8 protein-coding genes and 3 pseudogenes are annotated in these 14,477 nt (G+C 57.9%); 7 read left to right on the plus strand and 4 right to left on the minus strand.

Annotated features, from left to right (window positions below):
* Positions 1-56: 56 nt before the first annotated feature.
* Positions 57-6,092, minus strand: coding sequence for a peroxidase family protein (locus FHX09_RS30375; protein ID WP_165933179.1), 6,036 nt, complete (start codon positions 6,090-6,092; stop codon positions 57-59).
* A gap of 237 nt (positions 6,093-6,329) precedes the next feature.
* On the opposite strand from FHX09_RS30375, the gene FHX09_RS25715 reads away from it, so the two are divergent.
* Positions 6,330-7,721 carry an ATP-binding protein gene (locus tag FHX09_RS25715; RefSeq protein ID WP_165933180.1) on the plus strand — a complete coding sequence of 464 codons (1,392 nt, stop codon included), beginning with the start codon at positions 6,330-6,332 and terminating at the stop codon, positions 7,719-7,721.
* A gap of 128 nt (positions 7,722-7,849) precedes the next feature.
* On the opposite strand, the gene FHX09_RS25720 is transcribed toward FHX09_RS25715, so the two are convergent.
* Positions 7,850-8,494, minus strand: coding sequence for a response regulator transcription factor (locus FHX09_RS25720; RefSeq protein ID WP_132593542.1), 645 nt, complete (start codon positions 8,492-8,494; stop codon positions 7,850-7,852).
* 543 nt (positions 8,495-9,037) lie between these two features.
* On the opposite strand from FHX09_RS25720, the gene FHX09_RS25725 reads away from it, so the two are divergent.
* The 4 genes and pseudogenes from FHX09_RS25725 to FHX09_RS25735 form a co-directional block, all read left to right on the plus strand.
* On the plus strand, positions 9,038-9,745 hold the full coding sequence (locus tag FHX09_RS25725) for a hypothetical protein (protein ID WP_183722828.1): 708 nt from the start codon (positions 9,038-9,040) through the stop codon (positions 9,743-9,745).
* A gap of 161 nt (positions 9,746-9,906) precedes the next feature.
* On the plus strand, positions 9,907-10,137 hold the full coding sequence (locus tag FHX09_RS25730; protein WP_062369725.1) for a hypothetical protein: 231 nt from the start codon (positions 9,907-9,909) through the stop codon (positions 10,135-10,137).
* Between the two features lie 383 nt (positions 10,138-10,520).
* Positions 10,521-10,700: pseudogene (locus tag FHX09_RS30115) on the plus strand (aldo/keto reductase); the annotation flags it as partial.
* Positions 10,697-11,179: pseudogene (locus FHX09_RS25735) on the plus strand (substrate binding domain-containing protein); the annotation flags it as partial. The pseudogenes FHX09_RS30115 and FHX09_RS25735, both read left to right, overlap by 4 nt.
* A 120-nt stretch (positions 11,180-11,299) precedes the next feature.
* Here the strand turns inward: FHX09_RS25735 and FHX09_RS25740 are convergent.
* Positions 11,300-12,040 carry an SDR family oxidoreductase gene (locus FHX09_RS25740; protein ID WP_113544111.1) on the minus strand — a complete coding sequence of 247 codons (741 nt, stop codon included), beginning with the start codon at positions 12,038-12,040 and terminating at the stop codon, positions 11,300-11,302.
* An 84-nt stretch (positions 12,041-12,124) separates the two neighbouring features.
* Here FHX09_RS25740 and FHX09_RS25745 point away from each other — a divergent pair, with 84 nt between their 5' ends.
* On the plus strand, positions 12,125-13,099 hold the full coding sequence (locus tag FHX09_RS25745; RefSeq protein ID WP_246699512.1) for an AraC family transcriptional regulator: 975 nt from the start codon (positions 12,125-12,127) through the stop codon (positions 13,097-13,099).
* Positions 13,100-13,138: 39 nt separating this feature from the next.
* Positions 13,139-13,441 (plus strand): annotated as a pseudogene (locus tag FHX09_RS30120) (class I tRNA ligase family protein); the annotation flags it as partial.
* 137 nt (positions 13,442-13,578) lie between these two features.
* Here FHX09_RS30120 and FHX09_RS25750 read toward each other — a convergent pair.
* Complete coding sequence (locus FHX09_RS25750) at positions 13,579-14,412, minus strand: enoyl-CoA hydratase/isomerase family protein (RefSeq protein WP_132593548.1); 834 nt, start codon at positions 14,410-14,412, stop codon at positions 13,579-13,581.
* Between the last annotated feature and the right edge of the window lie 65 nt (positions 14,413-14,477).

Genomic DNA, 14,477 nt, shown 5'->3' on the forward strand with positions numbered 1-14,477 from the left:
CGATGGGGCCAGCCAATACCGGAGGGGTGCACGGGGCTGGCCGGCCCCCCCCGGCATCAGACGACCAGGAAGTCGGCTGCCTGCAGCGTGAGGTTTGCTTCGAGCGTGGCAAAATGCACCGGCGATCCGCCGTTGGCGGTGCCGTCGCTGTCGTATGTCAGCCAACCGTTCGTGGTGTTATAGATAACTCTGTCGGTAATATCGTGCGCCGTACCCGTTGCAGAGCTCCAAAAAGCTGCTGCCAAAAGATTTCCATTGTTTCCGACCTGGCTGAAAATGCCGTTTGCATTATCCAAGACGATACGATCGTGTTCAGCGGGATTGGCGGAGGTGCTGACGAAACCGGTAATCGTATCAACGCCCGCGCTGTTCAGGTTGGTGTTAAAGACAAACTGATCGGCACCTGCGTTGCCCGCAAGGAAATCGTTGCCAGAGCCGCCGACCAGGGTGTCGTTGCCGTTTCCACCATTCAGGCTGTCGCCGCCGCCGCCGCCCGTCAGCGTATCGTTTCCGTCCCCGCCATTCAGGGTATCGCCGGCACTGCCTCCGGTGATGGCGTTGTTGAGGGCATTGCCGTTGCCAGTGAATGATGCGTTGCCGACGTATACCAGATTCTCGACGTTGTCAGACAACGTGAAGATGGGCAACGAGGTGCGTACTGTATCAGTGCCCTGATTGGCATTTTCATGGATCGTATCACCTGCGTTGTCGACGATGTATGTGTCATTGCCGGCCCCGCCGGTCATCGAGTCTGCGCCCGCCCCTCCGTCGAGCGTGTTGTTGCCGGAGTTGCCGACGAGACTGTTTAAACCACCGTTGCCAGTACCGTTGATATTGCCGCCGCCGGTCAGTGTCAGGTTTTCGAGGTTGTTGCCTAGAGTATAGCTCGTCGAACTGAGCACAAGGTCTGCCCCGCCGTTTGCTTGCTCCACGATCGTGTCAGTACCCCCAAAAAACCCTCCATTGTTGGCGATCACGTAGGTGTCATCACCGATGCCACCTGTCAGAGTGTCATTGCCGGCTCCGCCATCGAGATAGTCGTTGCCATCGCCGCCGTTCAGAACGTCGTTTCCATTGCCACCAAACAACCGATCATCGCCGGCCAACGCGTTCAATGTATCGTTCCCTGCAAGACCGAAAATCGCATCCCCGATCAACAGACTGCTGGTGCCGCTCAAAGCGGCGCCGCCAGCGTTGTTGGAGGTGGTACCAACGATGAGGTTCCATGTATTCGATTGCACGGATTCGGGATTTCCGAGCGAGTCCACGAAGGATGCCACAAGCCTAATCAGCTTGCCCGAGGTCTGCCCCTGACTTAGAACGTGCTGGTTGGATTGCTGTCCGCTTCCGTTGCCACTCTGCACCGTTGTCCAGACGACGCCGTCGGCGCTTGTTTGCCAGTTGTAGCCGCTGTTCGGAATGGTGACGCTGCCCTGCGGGTTTGCGACAGTGATGTTATCGGCGTCAAAAAGCGCACTCGTCGGTGTAAGGCGCGCGAGACTTCCCTGCTCCCCGGCACTAAACGACAATGAGCCCGTGGCCGCGTGATTAGCCAATTGATCAATGGTGATCGTCCGATCCGCAAATTGCACGAGATCAATCCCAACCAGCAGGTCTGTGCCATCCGGCGAACCAGGTCTATTGTCCTGTATCTTGTAGGCTAGGACAGTGCCCTGATTTGCCGACGAAAAGGTGATCGCGGTAATGGTGTAGTCGGCTCTGTTGCCCGAATAGACCGTGGTATCCGCTCCGGCAGCCGCCGAGTCGGAGCCGAGTACCATGTCCTTGAACTTCTCGGTCTTAAGCAGATCGGTATAGTGCGTGGCAAACATTTGCGTACCAAGCGCTACATTGCCAAGGAGACCGGCGCTGAGGATATTTCCGACGGAATGAACGGCGTTGCCAATTGCATCGAGACTGATTGAATAACCGCCGTAGGCGCCGATTAGGGTGTCGAGACGGATACTGTCTCCGATGACGACGTCATTGCCGCCACTGCCGATGTTGCCGGTCGCGTCGGCGATCGTGGTATTGAAGCGATCGGCACCCCCACCCCCGATTAGCCAGTTGTCTCCGGCATCTCCGATCAGCCTGTCGTTGAATTTGGATCCGATAAGGCCTTCAATTTGGCTCAGCAACTGGTTGAACGGATTGAAGGCGGTTCCGCCATTGGCCGCGGTCAGGCCCTGGTTGCGAAGATCGGCAGCGACGTCGAGCACGATGCTCACATCGCTGTATGACGCCATGTCAAAGCCATCGCCGCCAAGAGCTTCGTCGGCGTCGCCAACTTGCGCGGCCTGTCCGATACCACCCATGATGATGTCGTCGCCACCTTCGCCAAGCAACATGTCCGCACCGGAGCCGCCGGAAAGTATGTCGTCCCCTAGGCCGCCGCGCAGTTCGTCGGGGCCGTCGCCGCCATACATCTCATCGTTACCGCCGTCTCCGAATGCAAGGTCGGTGTCGCCGCCGGCGTCGATATAGTCGTCGCCGCTGCCGCCGTAGATTTCGTCGATGCCGGCTTCGCCGTAGAGCTTGTCGTTGCCACTTCCGCCGATAACGACATCCAGCGCCCCGGCACTGGTGCCAGCGTAGACAATATCGTCGCCCATCCCTCCATCGAGAAAGTCCTCGATATCTCCGCCGTAGATCACGTCCTGACCGTCGCCGCCGTAGAGATGATCTGCACCGGCCTTTCCGTCCAACACATCATCCCCCCGGTCGCCATAAACCGTATCGTCGCCATTACCTGCGTCGATCCAGTCGTCGTTGTCTGTGCCGGCGAGTACCTCGTGGGAATTGTATCCCGAGGCCGGTGTGCCATCCGGGTTCTCGCCCATGTCCGGACGAAAATCGCGAATGAAAGTACGCGTGATGCCAAGGTCGGAATTGGTTTTGGTTATAAGACCACCATTGCCGACGATGCCATTACCGAAACCTGAATATATGCCATAGCCCAGATTGGCTGCACCGCCGACAACATCTATGCCGTTGGGCGTCGCTGCGTAGCTTGACAGCAACGCGCCATAGGCGTGTGCGTTTTGATAGTCCTGTGTGATCAGTTGGTGGTTTGCATCATATTTCAGGTCGCCCAGGTTGCCGGCGACTGGATTGCCATTGATGTCAAGAATGAGCTCGCCTCGTACAGCCCGCAATGCCGTGCCTGGCACCACTGTACGGGCGAGTTCGATATTGCTATCCGCATAACCCATAACGTCGCCGTTCAGGTGAATGGCGCCGGTCGTCCGCTCGATAATGTCCTTGAACTGCTCGGTAACGATGGCGTGCCCGAGATCGGTGTCGATGTTCAAGGCGGTCTGGAGACGGTAGATGTAGTAGAAGCGATCGCCATCCATCAGCCGTTCCATCTGGTCTTCAAAAATCGCATTGAACGTAGTCCCGAGCTGGCCGGTAAAGACATGCAACTCAGCCAGGCCGCCGATCCATAGGTCTATGCTGTTGAACGCGTCAGCCCCGAGCGGCGGTTGCTCGCCTGGATTGACCCCGGTATTGTTGAGGAATGCGATCGCATAATCGACGGAAAAGCCCTGCGCTTCTGACGAGCCCTCGGCGATCGTACCATTCTCCAGTCCGACGATTGCTTCGGCCTTGGCCAAGTCCCCGTCAAACGCATAAGCCGCGATGAAATTTACCAGCGATTGCGGATGCTGCATCTGGGACCCGAATTCGGCCCAGCTTGTGTATGGATTTAGCGCATCGACGATGAGATTGGTATGGTGCGGGGTTGTCGGGTCCGCCGCGCGTTCCGCGACAAGTGCATCGTGAAGCTGCCTGCGTACCTCGTTTAGGGTCGGGATTCCGAGGTCTCTACCGCGGGCGATGTTGATCGCTGCGAGGTCAAGCGGTTGACCGAGCAACGACTGCTGCATGGCCGGCGTCAGGAACTCGTCCACCTCATTCGACAATTGCTGCGACATGCCGCGAACGATGTCGGTTGCTCCAACGGCAGCGAACTGTCCCGGGTTCAGAAACGCGCCCGACAGGGCAAACTTGCTGACCAGGCCATTGGGATCGATGGCGTCGATCGTCTCACGCAGTTGCGAATGGCCGAAGCGGAAGGCGGCTTGCGCATACTCAAGGGAGATATCGGCCTTGATATCGTTGTCGTAGGTCACGAACTCGGGAAGATCCGGCGTGACAAGGCGTGCATACTGGTCGATTGCCACATGCTGATATTCCATTTCGTTGATCAGCTTCGTGGCTTCGAACATCTTGTCGGGATCCCATGAGATCTGTCCGCCGGCGGAGACAAGGTAGTTTCCGTTCGCATCGGTGTAAGGACCGTTCGGGCCGTTGACCGCGATCTGGAAATTGTGGCGCGATGCCGCATCGGCCTGGCCGAGGATCGCGTTCTCGAGGTTGACAAGCTGGACATTGTGGTTTTCGTGAAAGACATGGTGCAGCGCCGTGAGGCCGAAGTTCTCGTTCGCACGACCGTCGCCGGCGACATAGTGGTTTCCCACCGATTGCATCAGCGCTTCGCTGACGGCGGCATACTGCGCGGCGGTGACTGCTACTCCGCCGACTGAATTGCGGATGGAAAAGTTGGAAAAGTCGATGAAGGACATCAGATTGGCAGCGGTAATGCCGCCCGCTACGATCGTCGCATTGGCGTAGTCAATGGCCGTCGTGAGGTTCGGGTTCATATCCAGGAGCAGCGCCTGGCCCGTGAAGACGTAGCCCCCCGGGACGGCGCCATTCGTATCGATCACATGGCCGCTCGCATCGCGAGCGCGATAATTGTTGATATCATCCCATGTCAGGTCATCACGGCCGGTTGCTAGCAAATGAGCGCGCAGTTCCGCGAGCGTGGGTACGGTCCTGGTTGTCGTCCCGGCACCCAGTCCATTGGGGCTGGCATCGTTGAAGACATTGCTGTTGTATGCCTGCGTCTGATGGCCGTCGAAAAGCTCTGCGCCGGGACGATATTGTCCGCTATTCGGGTCCAACACCCATGCCCGCAGTAACAGCGTGATTTGCGTGTCCGAGCCGTAGCTCTGGCTTTGGTCGATGTACGGTGACGTATGATTGGTGTAGCTCGATGCGGCAGGCTTGGCAACCGGGCCAAGAACATCGGCATCCTGCCCCGTCCCTCCGAGCACGCCATCAGCACCCAGTGACTGGACGTCATCTCCAGTTCCCCAGACGTTGTCGGCACCCGCTATGGATACCTGACGGCCGTGAATATCCCGCAAGGTGTAGTCATCCGGCGTTGCGCGCGAAATGGTAATGGTCGTGTTGCCAGGGTCCGAAGCACCGTTCGTCCCCGGTGCCCTGTAAAGGGGGTCGTCCGGATCCAGCGGGATGATGATTTTGGCGCCCTGACCGCCCTTGTCGATGAAATCGAGCCCGTGATCGAAAAACTGCCCGAACAAGGTGAAAATTCCGCTTGTCGAGGGGTCACCCGGGAGGGTGTTGAGGTTGCGTACGATATTCTCCGTGTGAACCGACCCGTCCGCATACGTTGAAGTGACAACGTCGGTCACGGTTCCCGGCGCGCTGACCTCCACCCGTTGAAGGGCGCCACCCTCATTGGATGAGCTGATCGTCTGGGCGATCATGCGTGGTGTGTAGTCGACCACACTCTTGTTGGGATCAGCGTAAGCCGCCGGCGTTGCCAGTGTCGTAGCAGCGTTTGGGTCGCTGATTGTGGGGTGCGTCGTGAGATAGCCGTCGTGTGTCGCATCTCCCGCCAGCGCCTGGTTGGTCACTATCTGCTGCACATAATGGTTGTAGTCCGCGACTGTAAGGCGCGGAAACGGATTGTCGGTGGCACCCCATGCCCAGCGGGTGAGATCCACGAGGTTGTTGAACAATCCACTGGGGATGCGAAAGCCGCTCGCTTCCCGCGCACCATCGTAGATCAACAAACCGGTGATGGGATCGACAATGCCCAGGGGGTCAAAGGTTCCAAACAAACCCAGCTCGTGGACGACGCCGGCAGAGTCATGATACCCATAAATCGGCCGGCCCTGTGCATCGAATCTGACAATAAAAATAGCATCGCGCATCTGGTCGAGCAGATAGTTGATATCGCCTAGTGTTATTTCGAAAGGTTTAACGGAGGGCATGTTCATCTCCCCTTGCTGGCGCGATCGCGCAGATGATTATGCGTGCATCTGGCGAAATCTATCAGAAGGAGTGTGATCCATATTCAGTTCCCATATCAGCTCAGAAAGTCCCATGCGATGGTTGAACTGAAGCCCAGTGGCCGGATAGGGCAATTAGGCCGTATTGGCCTGCGACTTTGGTCCCTCGTCTCAGGTCGCCGGAAGCGCCCAACCAGCAACTTGTCCCGACAGTTCCTGATGACCGCAACGCTGATCGTCGGGGTCTCGATGCTCATGCTCGGAAACTGGATGAGTTCGCGATACCAGGCGAGCGCCACGCGAAGCGCAGCCGAGGCCGGCGCGATCTTCCTGCAAGCGTTCCTCCAACCCTACATCCAGGAGCTTGGATCGGCAGATCCCTTGGCAGAACACATCGAAGAGCGCCTAGATACGCTTTTTGCCCATACGCTCTTTGCAGGTCACGATGTGAGCAATCGTTTTATCCTCCTGAAAATATGGCGCCTCGACGGGACACTCGCCTACTCTTCGAGCGATAACATCAAGGTCGGAGAGCAAGCGGAGGATGAAGTCAGGATTGCAGCAAGCGGGGGCCTGGCAACCGCGTTCGAAGATCTTGACGAATTGCTGGACGGCGTGACCGGGGACCAGAACATCCGATTGATCGAGGTTTATGCGCCACTCTATCAGACAGGAACCAACCGTATCATTGCGGTGGGCGAATTCTACCAGAGCGCCTCTGCTTTGATCGCCGAACGCACTAGCACGCGCAACTGGACCTGGCTTCTTGTTGGATTGACCTCGCTCGGAATGATCGCGGTACTCCACCTCATCGTTTCTCAAGGAAGCAAGACCATTGATCGGCAGAGAGATGATCTTAAGCGGCGTTACGCCGAAGCGGCTCATCTCGCCAAGCAAAATGACGAGTTGCGCAAGATTGCCGAGCGGGCTCGTGTGCGAGCAAGCGAGGACAACGAGAATTTCCTGGCCCGCCTGGGATCGGAGCTTCATGACGGGCCAATCCAGACACTCAGCATTCTGATGCTTTCGCTGCAATATGGACGCGATGGCGAGGAAAGGCCCGAGCTCATCAACGATGCCAATTCGGGCGGTGCCCCGCCAAACACCATCCAGCTCGCCAGATATCTCTATTCGGAACTCCGAAACATTTCGAGCGGGCTCGTATTGCCGGGTATTCAGGCGGAAGGATTGGCGCAGGTTGTTGAGGCTGCCATTTATCGCCATGAGCAGTTGACCGGGACGTCCGTGGCGCGAGACATCGGCACGCTGCCGGAAAACGTTCCGACGGCTGTGAAGATATGTTGCTACCGAGTCATTCAGGAGGGCTTAAACAACGCCTACCGACATGCCGCGGCGGCCGGCCAGTCAGTCACCGTCAAGGAAGAGAATGGCCGGCTTCTGATCACAGTGAGGGACCGCGGACCAGGCGTCTCGGCGCAAATGCCCGAGCCAACTGCCAACGCCAAGCTTGGACTAGTCGGGCTACGGAATCGGCTTGCCGCTCTATCTGGCGAGTTTTCGATCATATCGCCCGCATCCGGTGGAACCGAACTCATCGTCAAACTTCCCCTCGATCTGGAAAACACAGAGGTTGGATTATCACAGCCATGAACGGGCAGATCCCGCTACCGACTCAAGCGGCACCCACAACGTTATCTCCCGACAGAGCAGTCGATGGGGTGCGCTGAACGGTTCAGGAAGCCACACGTCACAACCGCGGAAATGCAGTAGTAGCGGCGCTAGCTGATGAGCGACACGTGCTGTTGGGCCGCGAGCGCGACTTCCACTCGATTTCGGGCGTTAAGTTTCGTCATGAGGTTGGCCATGTAGTGCTTTACTGTCTTTTCGCTGATCGACAGGGACAGAGCGATTTCCTTGTTTGAACGAGCTTTCAACAGAAGTGCAACGACCTGCTCCTCACGATGGCTAAGTTTGGCGCCTGCCGCTCCTTCTTTTCGACGGCGGCCCTTCAGGGCGAAAATTACCTTGCCGGCCAAACTGGGAGAAATGAAAACTTCGCCCTTCATGACGGCGTCAACCGCCCCAAAAAGCTCGTTCGAAATGCTCTCCTTGAGAATGAAGGCACTGGCGCCGCTGTCCAAGGACTTGACCGCCAGATCGACGCTATTGCACGCCGTGTAGACGATGACCTTTGTTCTGCCGGCCGCCGCGATGTCAGTGATAGCCCCATAGACGTCACCAGGCATGCTTAAGTCAACAAAGATCAGGTGTGGCTCATTTCGAGCCACAATGGCACGCGCAGCACCCGCGTCGCTGCCTTTCGCAACAACATCGTATCGACCGTGCCGGGCGAAGACAGCGCCGATACCTTCAAGTAACATGGGATGATCATCAACGAACGCCACTCTAACAGAGTTGAGCATAACCCCTCCACTACAGTACCGTAAATGGCGTCAAGACTACACTCAAATGTTATCTCTGCATAGGCGCGGCAATATTTATATAATATCAGTAGATTATTCAGGTTAGAAAATATTATCATTAATCTCTCAAAGAGAATACGAGCGAATGCGCTTACCTATTATTTCACGAGTACTCTACATCGTTGCTCCGTCATTCGCCAAATGCTGACGCTTTGGAAAGTTGCAACATCGAAGGGCTGGCCGCCAGAGAGGCCGCCATCAAGATGAGCGAAACCGAAGAAGAGAAACTCCGAAACTCCATGCTCCATCACGAAGCCGGCCTCGCGGGATCGGAGCCGGAGAAGCACAATGCGTTGGGTTCGACAGATCGCGACTTCCATTTCGATCTCTTGATCCAACTGCTGTGCGCTGAACTCCACCCTTTGCTCCGATTAGAGCAACCGGCAGACGCGGTAGCGACTGAGCCGCGATGAAGGAAATCTGCCCGGATCGAGCAACGCCCGAGTTGATGGAACTAATATAACCGCGCGGCTGGGAAGCATGATGCCGTACCGGCAGGCGGCGAGAGTGCTTGCTGAATTCCTGCCGGTTGAGCCGACCGAGACGCATGCGACCGTGCGCAAGCGCACCATCAGGATCGGTGAACGGCTGGACGAGCAGCACGCAGGAGAAGAGCGGCGCGCAAGGGCTCAGATGGAGGAACGGCGCCAACTTGAAATGCAGCTTCCCGGCGATCGGCGCAGAGAGTTCGTCGTCAGCATCGATACAGCGCATGTGCGGAGCGCCGATCCCAATTCAGCGCGAAACTTCGAGCTTGTTGTGGCCAGATGTGGTCGCGGCGGTCGGGGCGAACCAGGTGGCCGCTATTTCGCGACCAGCAGCACCGACCAGGAGGATTCGCAAGTAGAGGGCGAGTTCTCGATCGCCCGGCTTCACAACCTCGGCTCGCAGCTCCTGACCTATGTCAGATCGAACCGCGGCGCGATCGTCAACTATGGCAAGCGCTACCGAACTGGGCTTCGTGTCGCCACTACTCTTGCCGAGTCAGCGGTGAATTCGCTTGTCGGCAAACGCATGATCAAGAAGCAGCAGATGCGCTGGTCCCTCCATGGTGCCCACATGCTCATGCAGGTTCGGGCAGCGCAGATCAATGGCGACCTTCACGATCGGCTGCGGGCGCCGTTCCGACAGGCAGAATCGCACGTGCCTCCATTATTCAAGGCCAGACCGCCTCTTCTGCGAGCCGCATGACCCCAGAGAAATTACCGGTCTCTTGCGCGATCAAGATAGATCGTATTCCAAACATTCAGTCCGCTGGCGGACACTGAGCATGCAAGAAGTGAGCAATATAGGTCACGCTCTGTTGTGCCAATTGTGTTTGAAAAGCGGCAAGATTGTGTAATAATTAGGCAATGAGGGAAATCAAACCGCCGTTATTTGGGCTGTACCATGATCATCGCGCCTCTCAACGCCGGGCAGTATTTCAACGTGAGCTTGACCGATTGATTGAGGCGGCGGTTGCTGCAGGTTGGAGAGAAGCGGAAATCGCACTTGAAGTTGCGGACCTCGCGGAGGATTACGTCATGAAGCTGGCAAAGAGCGACGGCATATCATTCGCCAACGACAATACTTGCAAGAATTAGACTGGATGGCGCGGGAGCGATCGCGAGCACTGCCCCGACCCCGGAGGAAAAAATGAACTCAGCGGCAAAAGGTTGGATGCAGTCTACGATAAAGCCCCTAAAGATATTCGCGTTTGCAATGTGCGTTTCCGCGCTTCTACTGTGTTTGCTCGTAATTATGATGCGACATTTCGGTCCCCTCATTGTCGCGAGCTATCTTTATTCAGAACAATCGACGGCGATTCTAATAGTCAATTAGCTAAGTAGATCAGCAAAAAGGGAGTTCGGCGGCGGCCTGCTCCTGCAGGTGTCGACCGAGAATTTGCGCCGAGCCCCCGCCGGACCACGCAGCGCCATGTAGTCCGGCCCTTCGAGTTCGGCATAGACATAGCCCGCGACGTCGCCTTGCGACAAAGTTCGGCTTCAAGAACGGGCGCCCGGACGTCGGCCTCGACAGCCGGCCCGAAAGGATTCGCCAGGTCGCCGACGAGGCGCTGACGCGGTTGCGGACTGACCGGATCGACATCCGCGTCGATCCCAACGTTCCGATGGCGGACGTCGCAGGGGCCGTGAAAGACTTGATTGCGCGATCCGGGTCGGCACACTTCAGGATTCCAACCTGATTGCAAGACGCGTTGGTCCCCTTTATGGAAAATACGTCGCGAGCCCCGCCTATATCAAAGCCCATGGCTCCCCGGAAACACCGGAGGAACTCGTCACGCATCAGGCGCTTATGCAGGGGATGGAAACGTGGCAGGTGATGGACGGCGACAAGATCCTGACCATTCGCCCGCAGGGCCGTTTCAAGGCTGACAACGGGGCGGCTCTCGTCGTCGCTGCCGCGGCCGGTTTGGGTATCGCTGCCCTCCCCGATGGCCTCACCCGGGACTATCTCAATTCCGGCGCGTTGGTGACGGTCATGACGAATCATCCGCCACCACCGGCCGGAATCTATGTCGTTCGTCCGCCGGGACAGCACCCCTCGAGAAAGGTCCGCGTCCTGACCGAAATGCTGATCGAGTGTTTCGATGATAGCGGGCAAGGAAACGAACAGCCCATCTAACCGGATATCGAGCGGCAGATCGAGACGGTCCCGGAGCTGACGCGCAGGCCGGCGACTATGTCGGCAGGTACTTTGAGTAGAACGCCGTCAGCCCGGGCAACCAACAGCCATTACCAAACACTACGCAAGCGCACCGCCGTCCACCGTAAGGATGGTGCCGGTAATTTGCCGGGCGGCCGGCGTTGCGAGGAAAGCGACTGCTGCCGCGACATCCTCCGGCTGGTTAAAGCGGCCAAGGGCGCTGAGACCACGCTGATAGTCGGCGAATTCCCCCGTCTCGGGGTTCGCGTCGGTGTTTGTCGATCCAGGCTGGACGAGATTAACCGTTATATCTCGGGCGCCCAGTTCGCGGGCGAGGCCACGGTTGAATGCCTGGAGCGCGCCTTTGGTCATATAGTAGACCGTACCAGGCACGCCGGCTATGCGATCCGCGCCCGCTGATCCGATGGTAATGATGCGCCCGCCTTCCTTGAGGTGGGGGATGGCAGCCTTTGCGGTCAGAACAGGCCCACGCACGTTTACGGCAAGCAGCGCGTCGATGTCCTCGATCGTGAAATCTGCAATGTTGTTGTATCGCGCGATCGCCGCATTGTTGACGAGAATGTCGAGACCGCCCAGTGTGCGGACAGTTTCGTCCACTGACCGCTGGATGGCCGAAGGATCCGCGCTGTCGGCCTGTATCGCCATTGCCTTGCCCCCATTCCTTTCAATAGTCCGGAAAAGTCGCTCCGCGCTGTCGGCGGATCGCTCGTACGTTATCGCAACGTTCGCACCTTTCTCCGACAGAGCAATCGCGATCGCGGCCCCGATGCCACGCGATCCACCAGTGACGAGCGCATTCTTTCCAGCTAGTTCCTGCATGGTCGAACCCTTTCCTATTCCTGTCGCCTTGACGCCGATTTGGAGGCTCATTCCTCGCTACTGGCTGCTCCGGCAGGCTTTCTGTTGAGCCTCAAAATAGGCAGTTGCGACGCAGGCAACATTCCTGATCTTCCCAGACACTTGCCTGATCCTACCAAATCACTACATGCTGGCGTGATGTTCGACCCTGTGAAGCCATCGACACTTCTGCTGAACGCCATTGCTCCGTTTGTTTCGGCGCATGCGGGTACCGTCGGCGTTCCTACCCCCGTTCCGCGCTTGACGATTTGGACAAGCACAAGGGCCACGTCGCCCACTCCGGCGGTGTTCGAACCCATGTTCTATGCGGTGTTGCGCGGAACCAAAGTCTTGATCATGGGCGCCAATCGGTTCGAACTGGCCACAGGCGCTTGCGCGGTATCGTCCTTTGGCCTGCCCTACAGCCACCAATTGACCGGCGCTAAGCCTAATTTCCCCTATGTCGGCATCAGCCTTCATCTTGATGCCGATATTCTGACGCGCGTCATGCTCGATATCCCCAAGCGTGAGGACCGTTGGACATGCGCAGTCGCCACCGGCGGTCTGGACGGACCCGTCGGCGACGCATTTGCTCGCCTCGTAGGGCTGCTGAAAGCGCCCGACGATATCGGTGCGCTGGCACCGCACTACGAGTTTGAGCTTTATTATCGCCTGCTTCAGAGCTCGATGGGCGACACGCTGCGACAGGTCAGCCAGAGAAACGGCCGATATCAACAACTCAAGTCGGCGGCCGATTGGCTCGCTTCCAATCATAGCGAGCCTGTCAATATTCCTGAGCTGGCGGCGGCTTCTCACATGAGCGTCACAAGCTTTCACAGGCATTTCAAGGAAGTCACCGGGTTCAGCCCACTTGCGTTTCAACGCCATATCCGTTTGCTTGAGGCGCGGAAGCTCCTTGCCGGCGGCAGCACCAATGTTTCGCGCGTGGCGTATGAGGTCGGTTATAAAAGCCCGTCGCAATTCAGCCGCGAGTACAAGAGCATGTTCGGCAGCGCGCCGGTGGGTGATCTGGAGCGGTGAACCCAGTCGTATCCGCTGACGGCAGAAAAAGGTCGATGGCTTCGGCGGGGACTGGAGGACATCAGTGTGTCGCGTAGTGCTGAACGAGCACGCGGCTGGGGCGTGCCCGTGCCTGGGAGCGACGAAGTTATCTATGTCTAGTTCGATGCTCTGGCGAACTATCTCAGAGGGCTCGATTACGGTTCCGACTAAACCCTGTTCTGGCGAAACTGGGCACAGCAAGGCGAACCCTCCCACTTTGTCGGCTAGGGAATTTCCAAGTTTCACGCGATTTACGGGCCTGCGATACTCCTGTCTGCCGGAGTGCTGCTCCCGTCATCGATCTTCGTTCATGGCTACCTGGAGAGGTTCTCCTCCCGCGGCAGGCAGCGGTGCGAACGAGGTGATGATTCAGCGCGAGCGCTTCCGATAACGCCTACGCACAATCCAAAGACCGAAACCGCTATGCAATATTTCGCTGTTCTCTCGTCAGTCAGGACTCACACCGTCAACATCCGGAGCAGGCCTTCCAGATTTCTCTCGCCCTCCTTGGTCTGCGCTCCTGCTTTCAGTCCACCCCGGATGAGCTTTTCGGCAGCAGGGAGTTCGAACAATCCTGCCCAGGCCTCATGCTCGCGCTGAAAGCCATCCCGCAGGTCCTCGGGAGGCAACGCCCTCTTGGCCGCGGCCATGACGCCGGTGGGCAGCGCGGCGATGTTGCGTGCCAAACGCTCGACGAAGCCGTCGAGTTCAGAAGCCGGCAGTGCCCGGTTGATCCACCCATATCGCTCCGCCGTCATAGCATCGACGAGATCGGCGGCAAGGATCACTTCAAGAGCTCGGCCACGCGTCATCCGGCCGGACAGATACTGGGTCGCTCCGCCGCCCGGCGTAATCCCCATTAACGCCTCGCATTGAGCAAGCCCTGCCAGCCCTTCCGCAGCAAACACCATGTCCGCCGCCGCGACAAACTCAGCTCCGCCGCCGCGGGCCAGCCCGGCGAGCTTGACGATCGTCACTTGCGGCTGCTCTCGTAGAAGTTCGCCAAATGCCTGGAACGGGTTGAGGCCTTCGCGAGCCTCACGGGCGATCTCGTCGAAGGCGTGCGGTTCATCGATCAATGTCATGTCGACATGGGCAATGAAGAACTCGGGGTCCGCACTTTGGAAAACCAGCACACGGGTGTCCGGATCGTTGCGAACAGAAAGGAGAAAGCGGCGGATCTCCCTCATCAGGGGGACATCGAGAACGTTTACCGGCGGGTTGTTGATCGCAATCGTGGCAACGCCGTCTGTCCGACTAATCCGAAGCCGGCTGAAATCTGTGTCTGTCATATTTGAGTCTCTGTTCTTCGGGAACCTCTGGCGCCGCACATGCGCCATTGACCCTAAAGTATTCA

Source organism: Rhizobium sp. BK538, from assembly GCF_014197575.1.
Lineage (GTDB): Bacteria > Pseudomonadota > Alphaproteobacteria > Rhizobiales > Rhizobiaceae > Rhizobium.

What these genes read in the sequence shown, in the direction of transcription:
- FHX09_RS30375 (WP_165933179.1), bottom strand. Translation starts at nt 6,092, where the DNA reads ATGCCCTCCGTTAAACCTTTCGAAATAACACTAGGCGATATCAACTAT.
- FHX09_RS25715 (WP_165933180.1), top strand. Translation starts at nt 6,330, where the DNA reads ATGACCGCAACGCTGATCGTCGGGGTCTCGATGCTCATGCTCGGAAAC.
- FHX09_RS25720 (WP_132593542.1), bottom strand. Translation starts at nt 8,494, where the DNA reads ATGCTCAACTCTGTTAGAGTGGCGTTCGTTGATGATCATCCCATGTTA.
- FHX09_RS25725 (WP_183722828.1), top strand. Translation starts at nt 9,038, where the DNA reads ATGCCGTACCGGCAGGCGGCGAGAGTGCTTGCTGAATTCCTGCCGGTT.
- FHX09_RS25730 (WP_062369725.1), top strand. Translation starts at nt 9,907, where the DNA reads ATGAGGGAAATCAAACCGCCGTTATTTGGGCTGTACCATGATCATCGC.
- FHX09_RS25740 (WP_113544111.1), bottom strand. Translation starts at nt 12,040, where the DNA reads ATGCAGGAACTAGCTGGAAAGAATGCGCTCGTCACTGGTGGATCGCGT.
- FHX09_RS25750 (WP_132593548.1), bottom strand. Translation starts at nt 14,412, where the DNA reads ATGACAGACACAGATTTCAGCCGGCTTCGGATTAGTCGGACAGACGGC.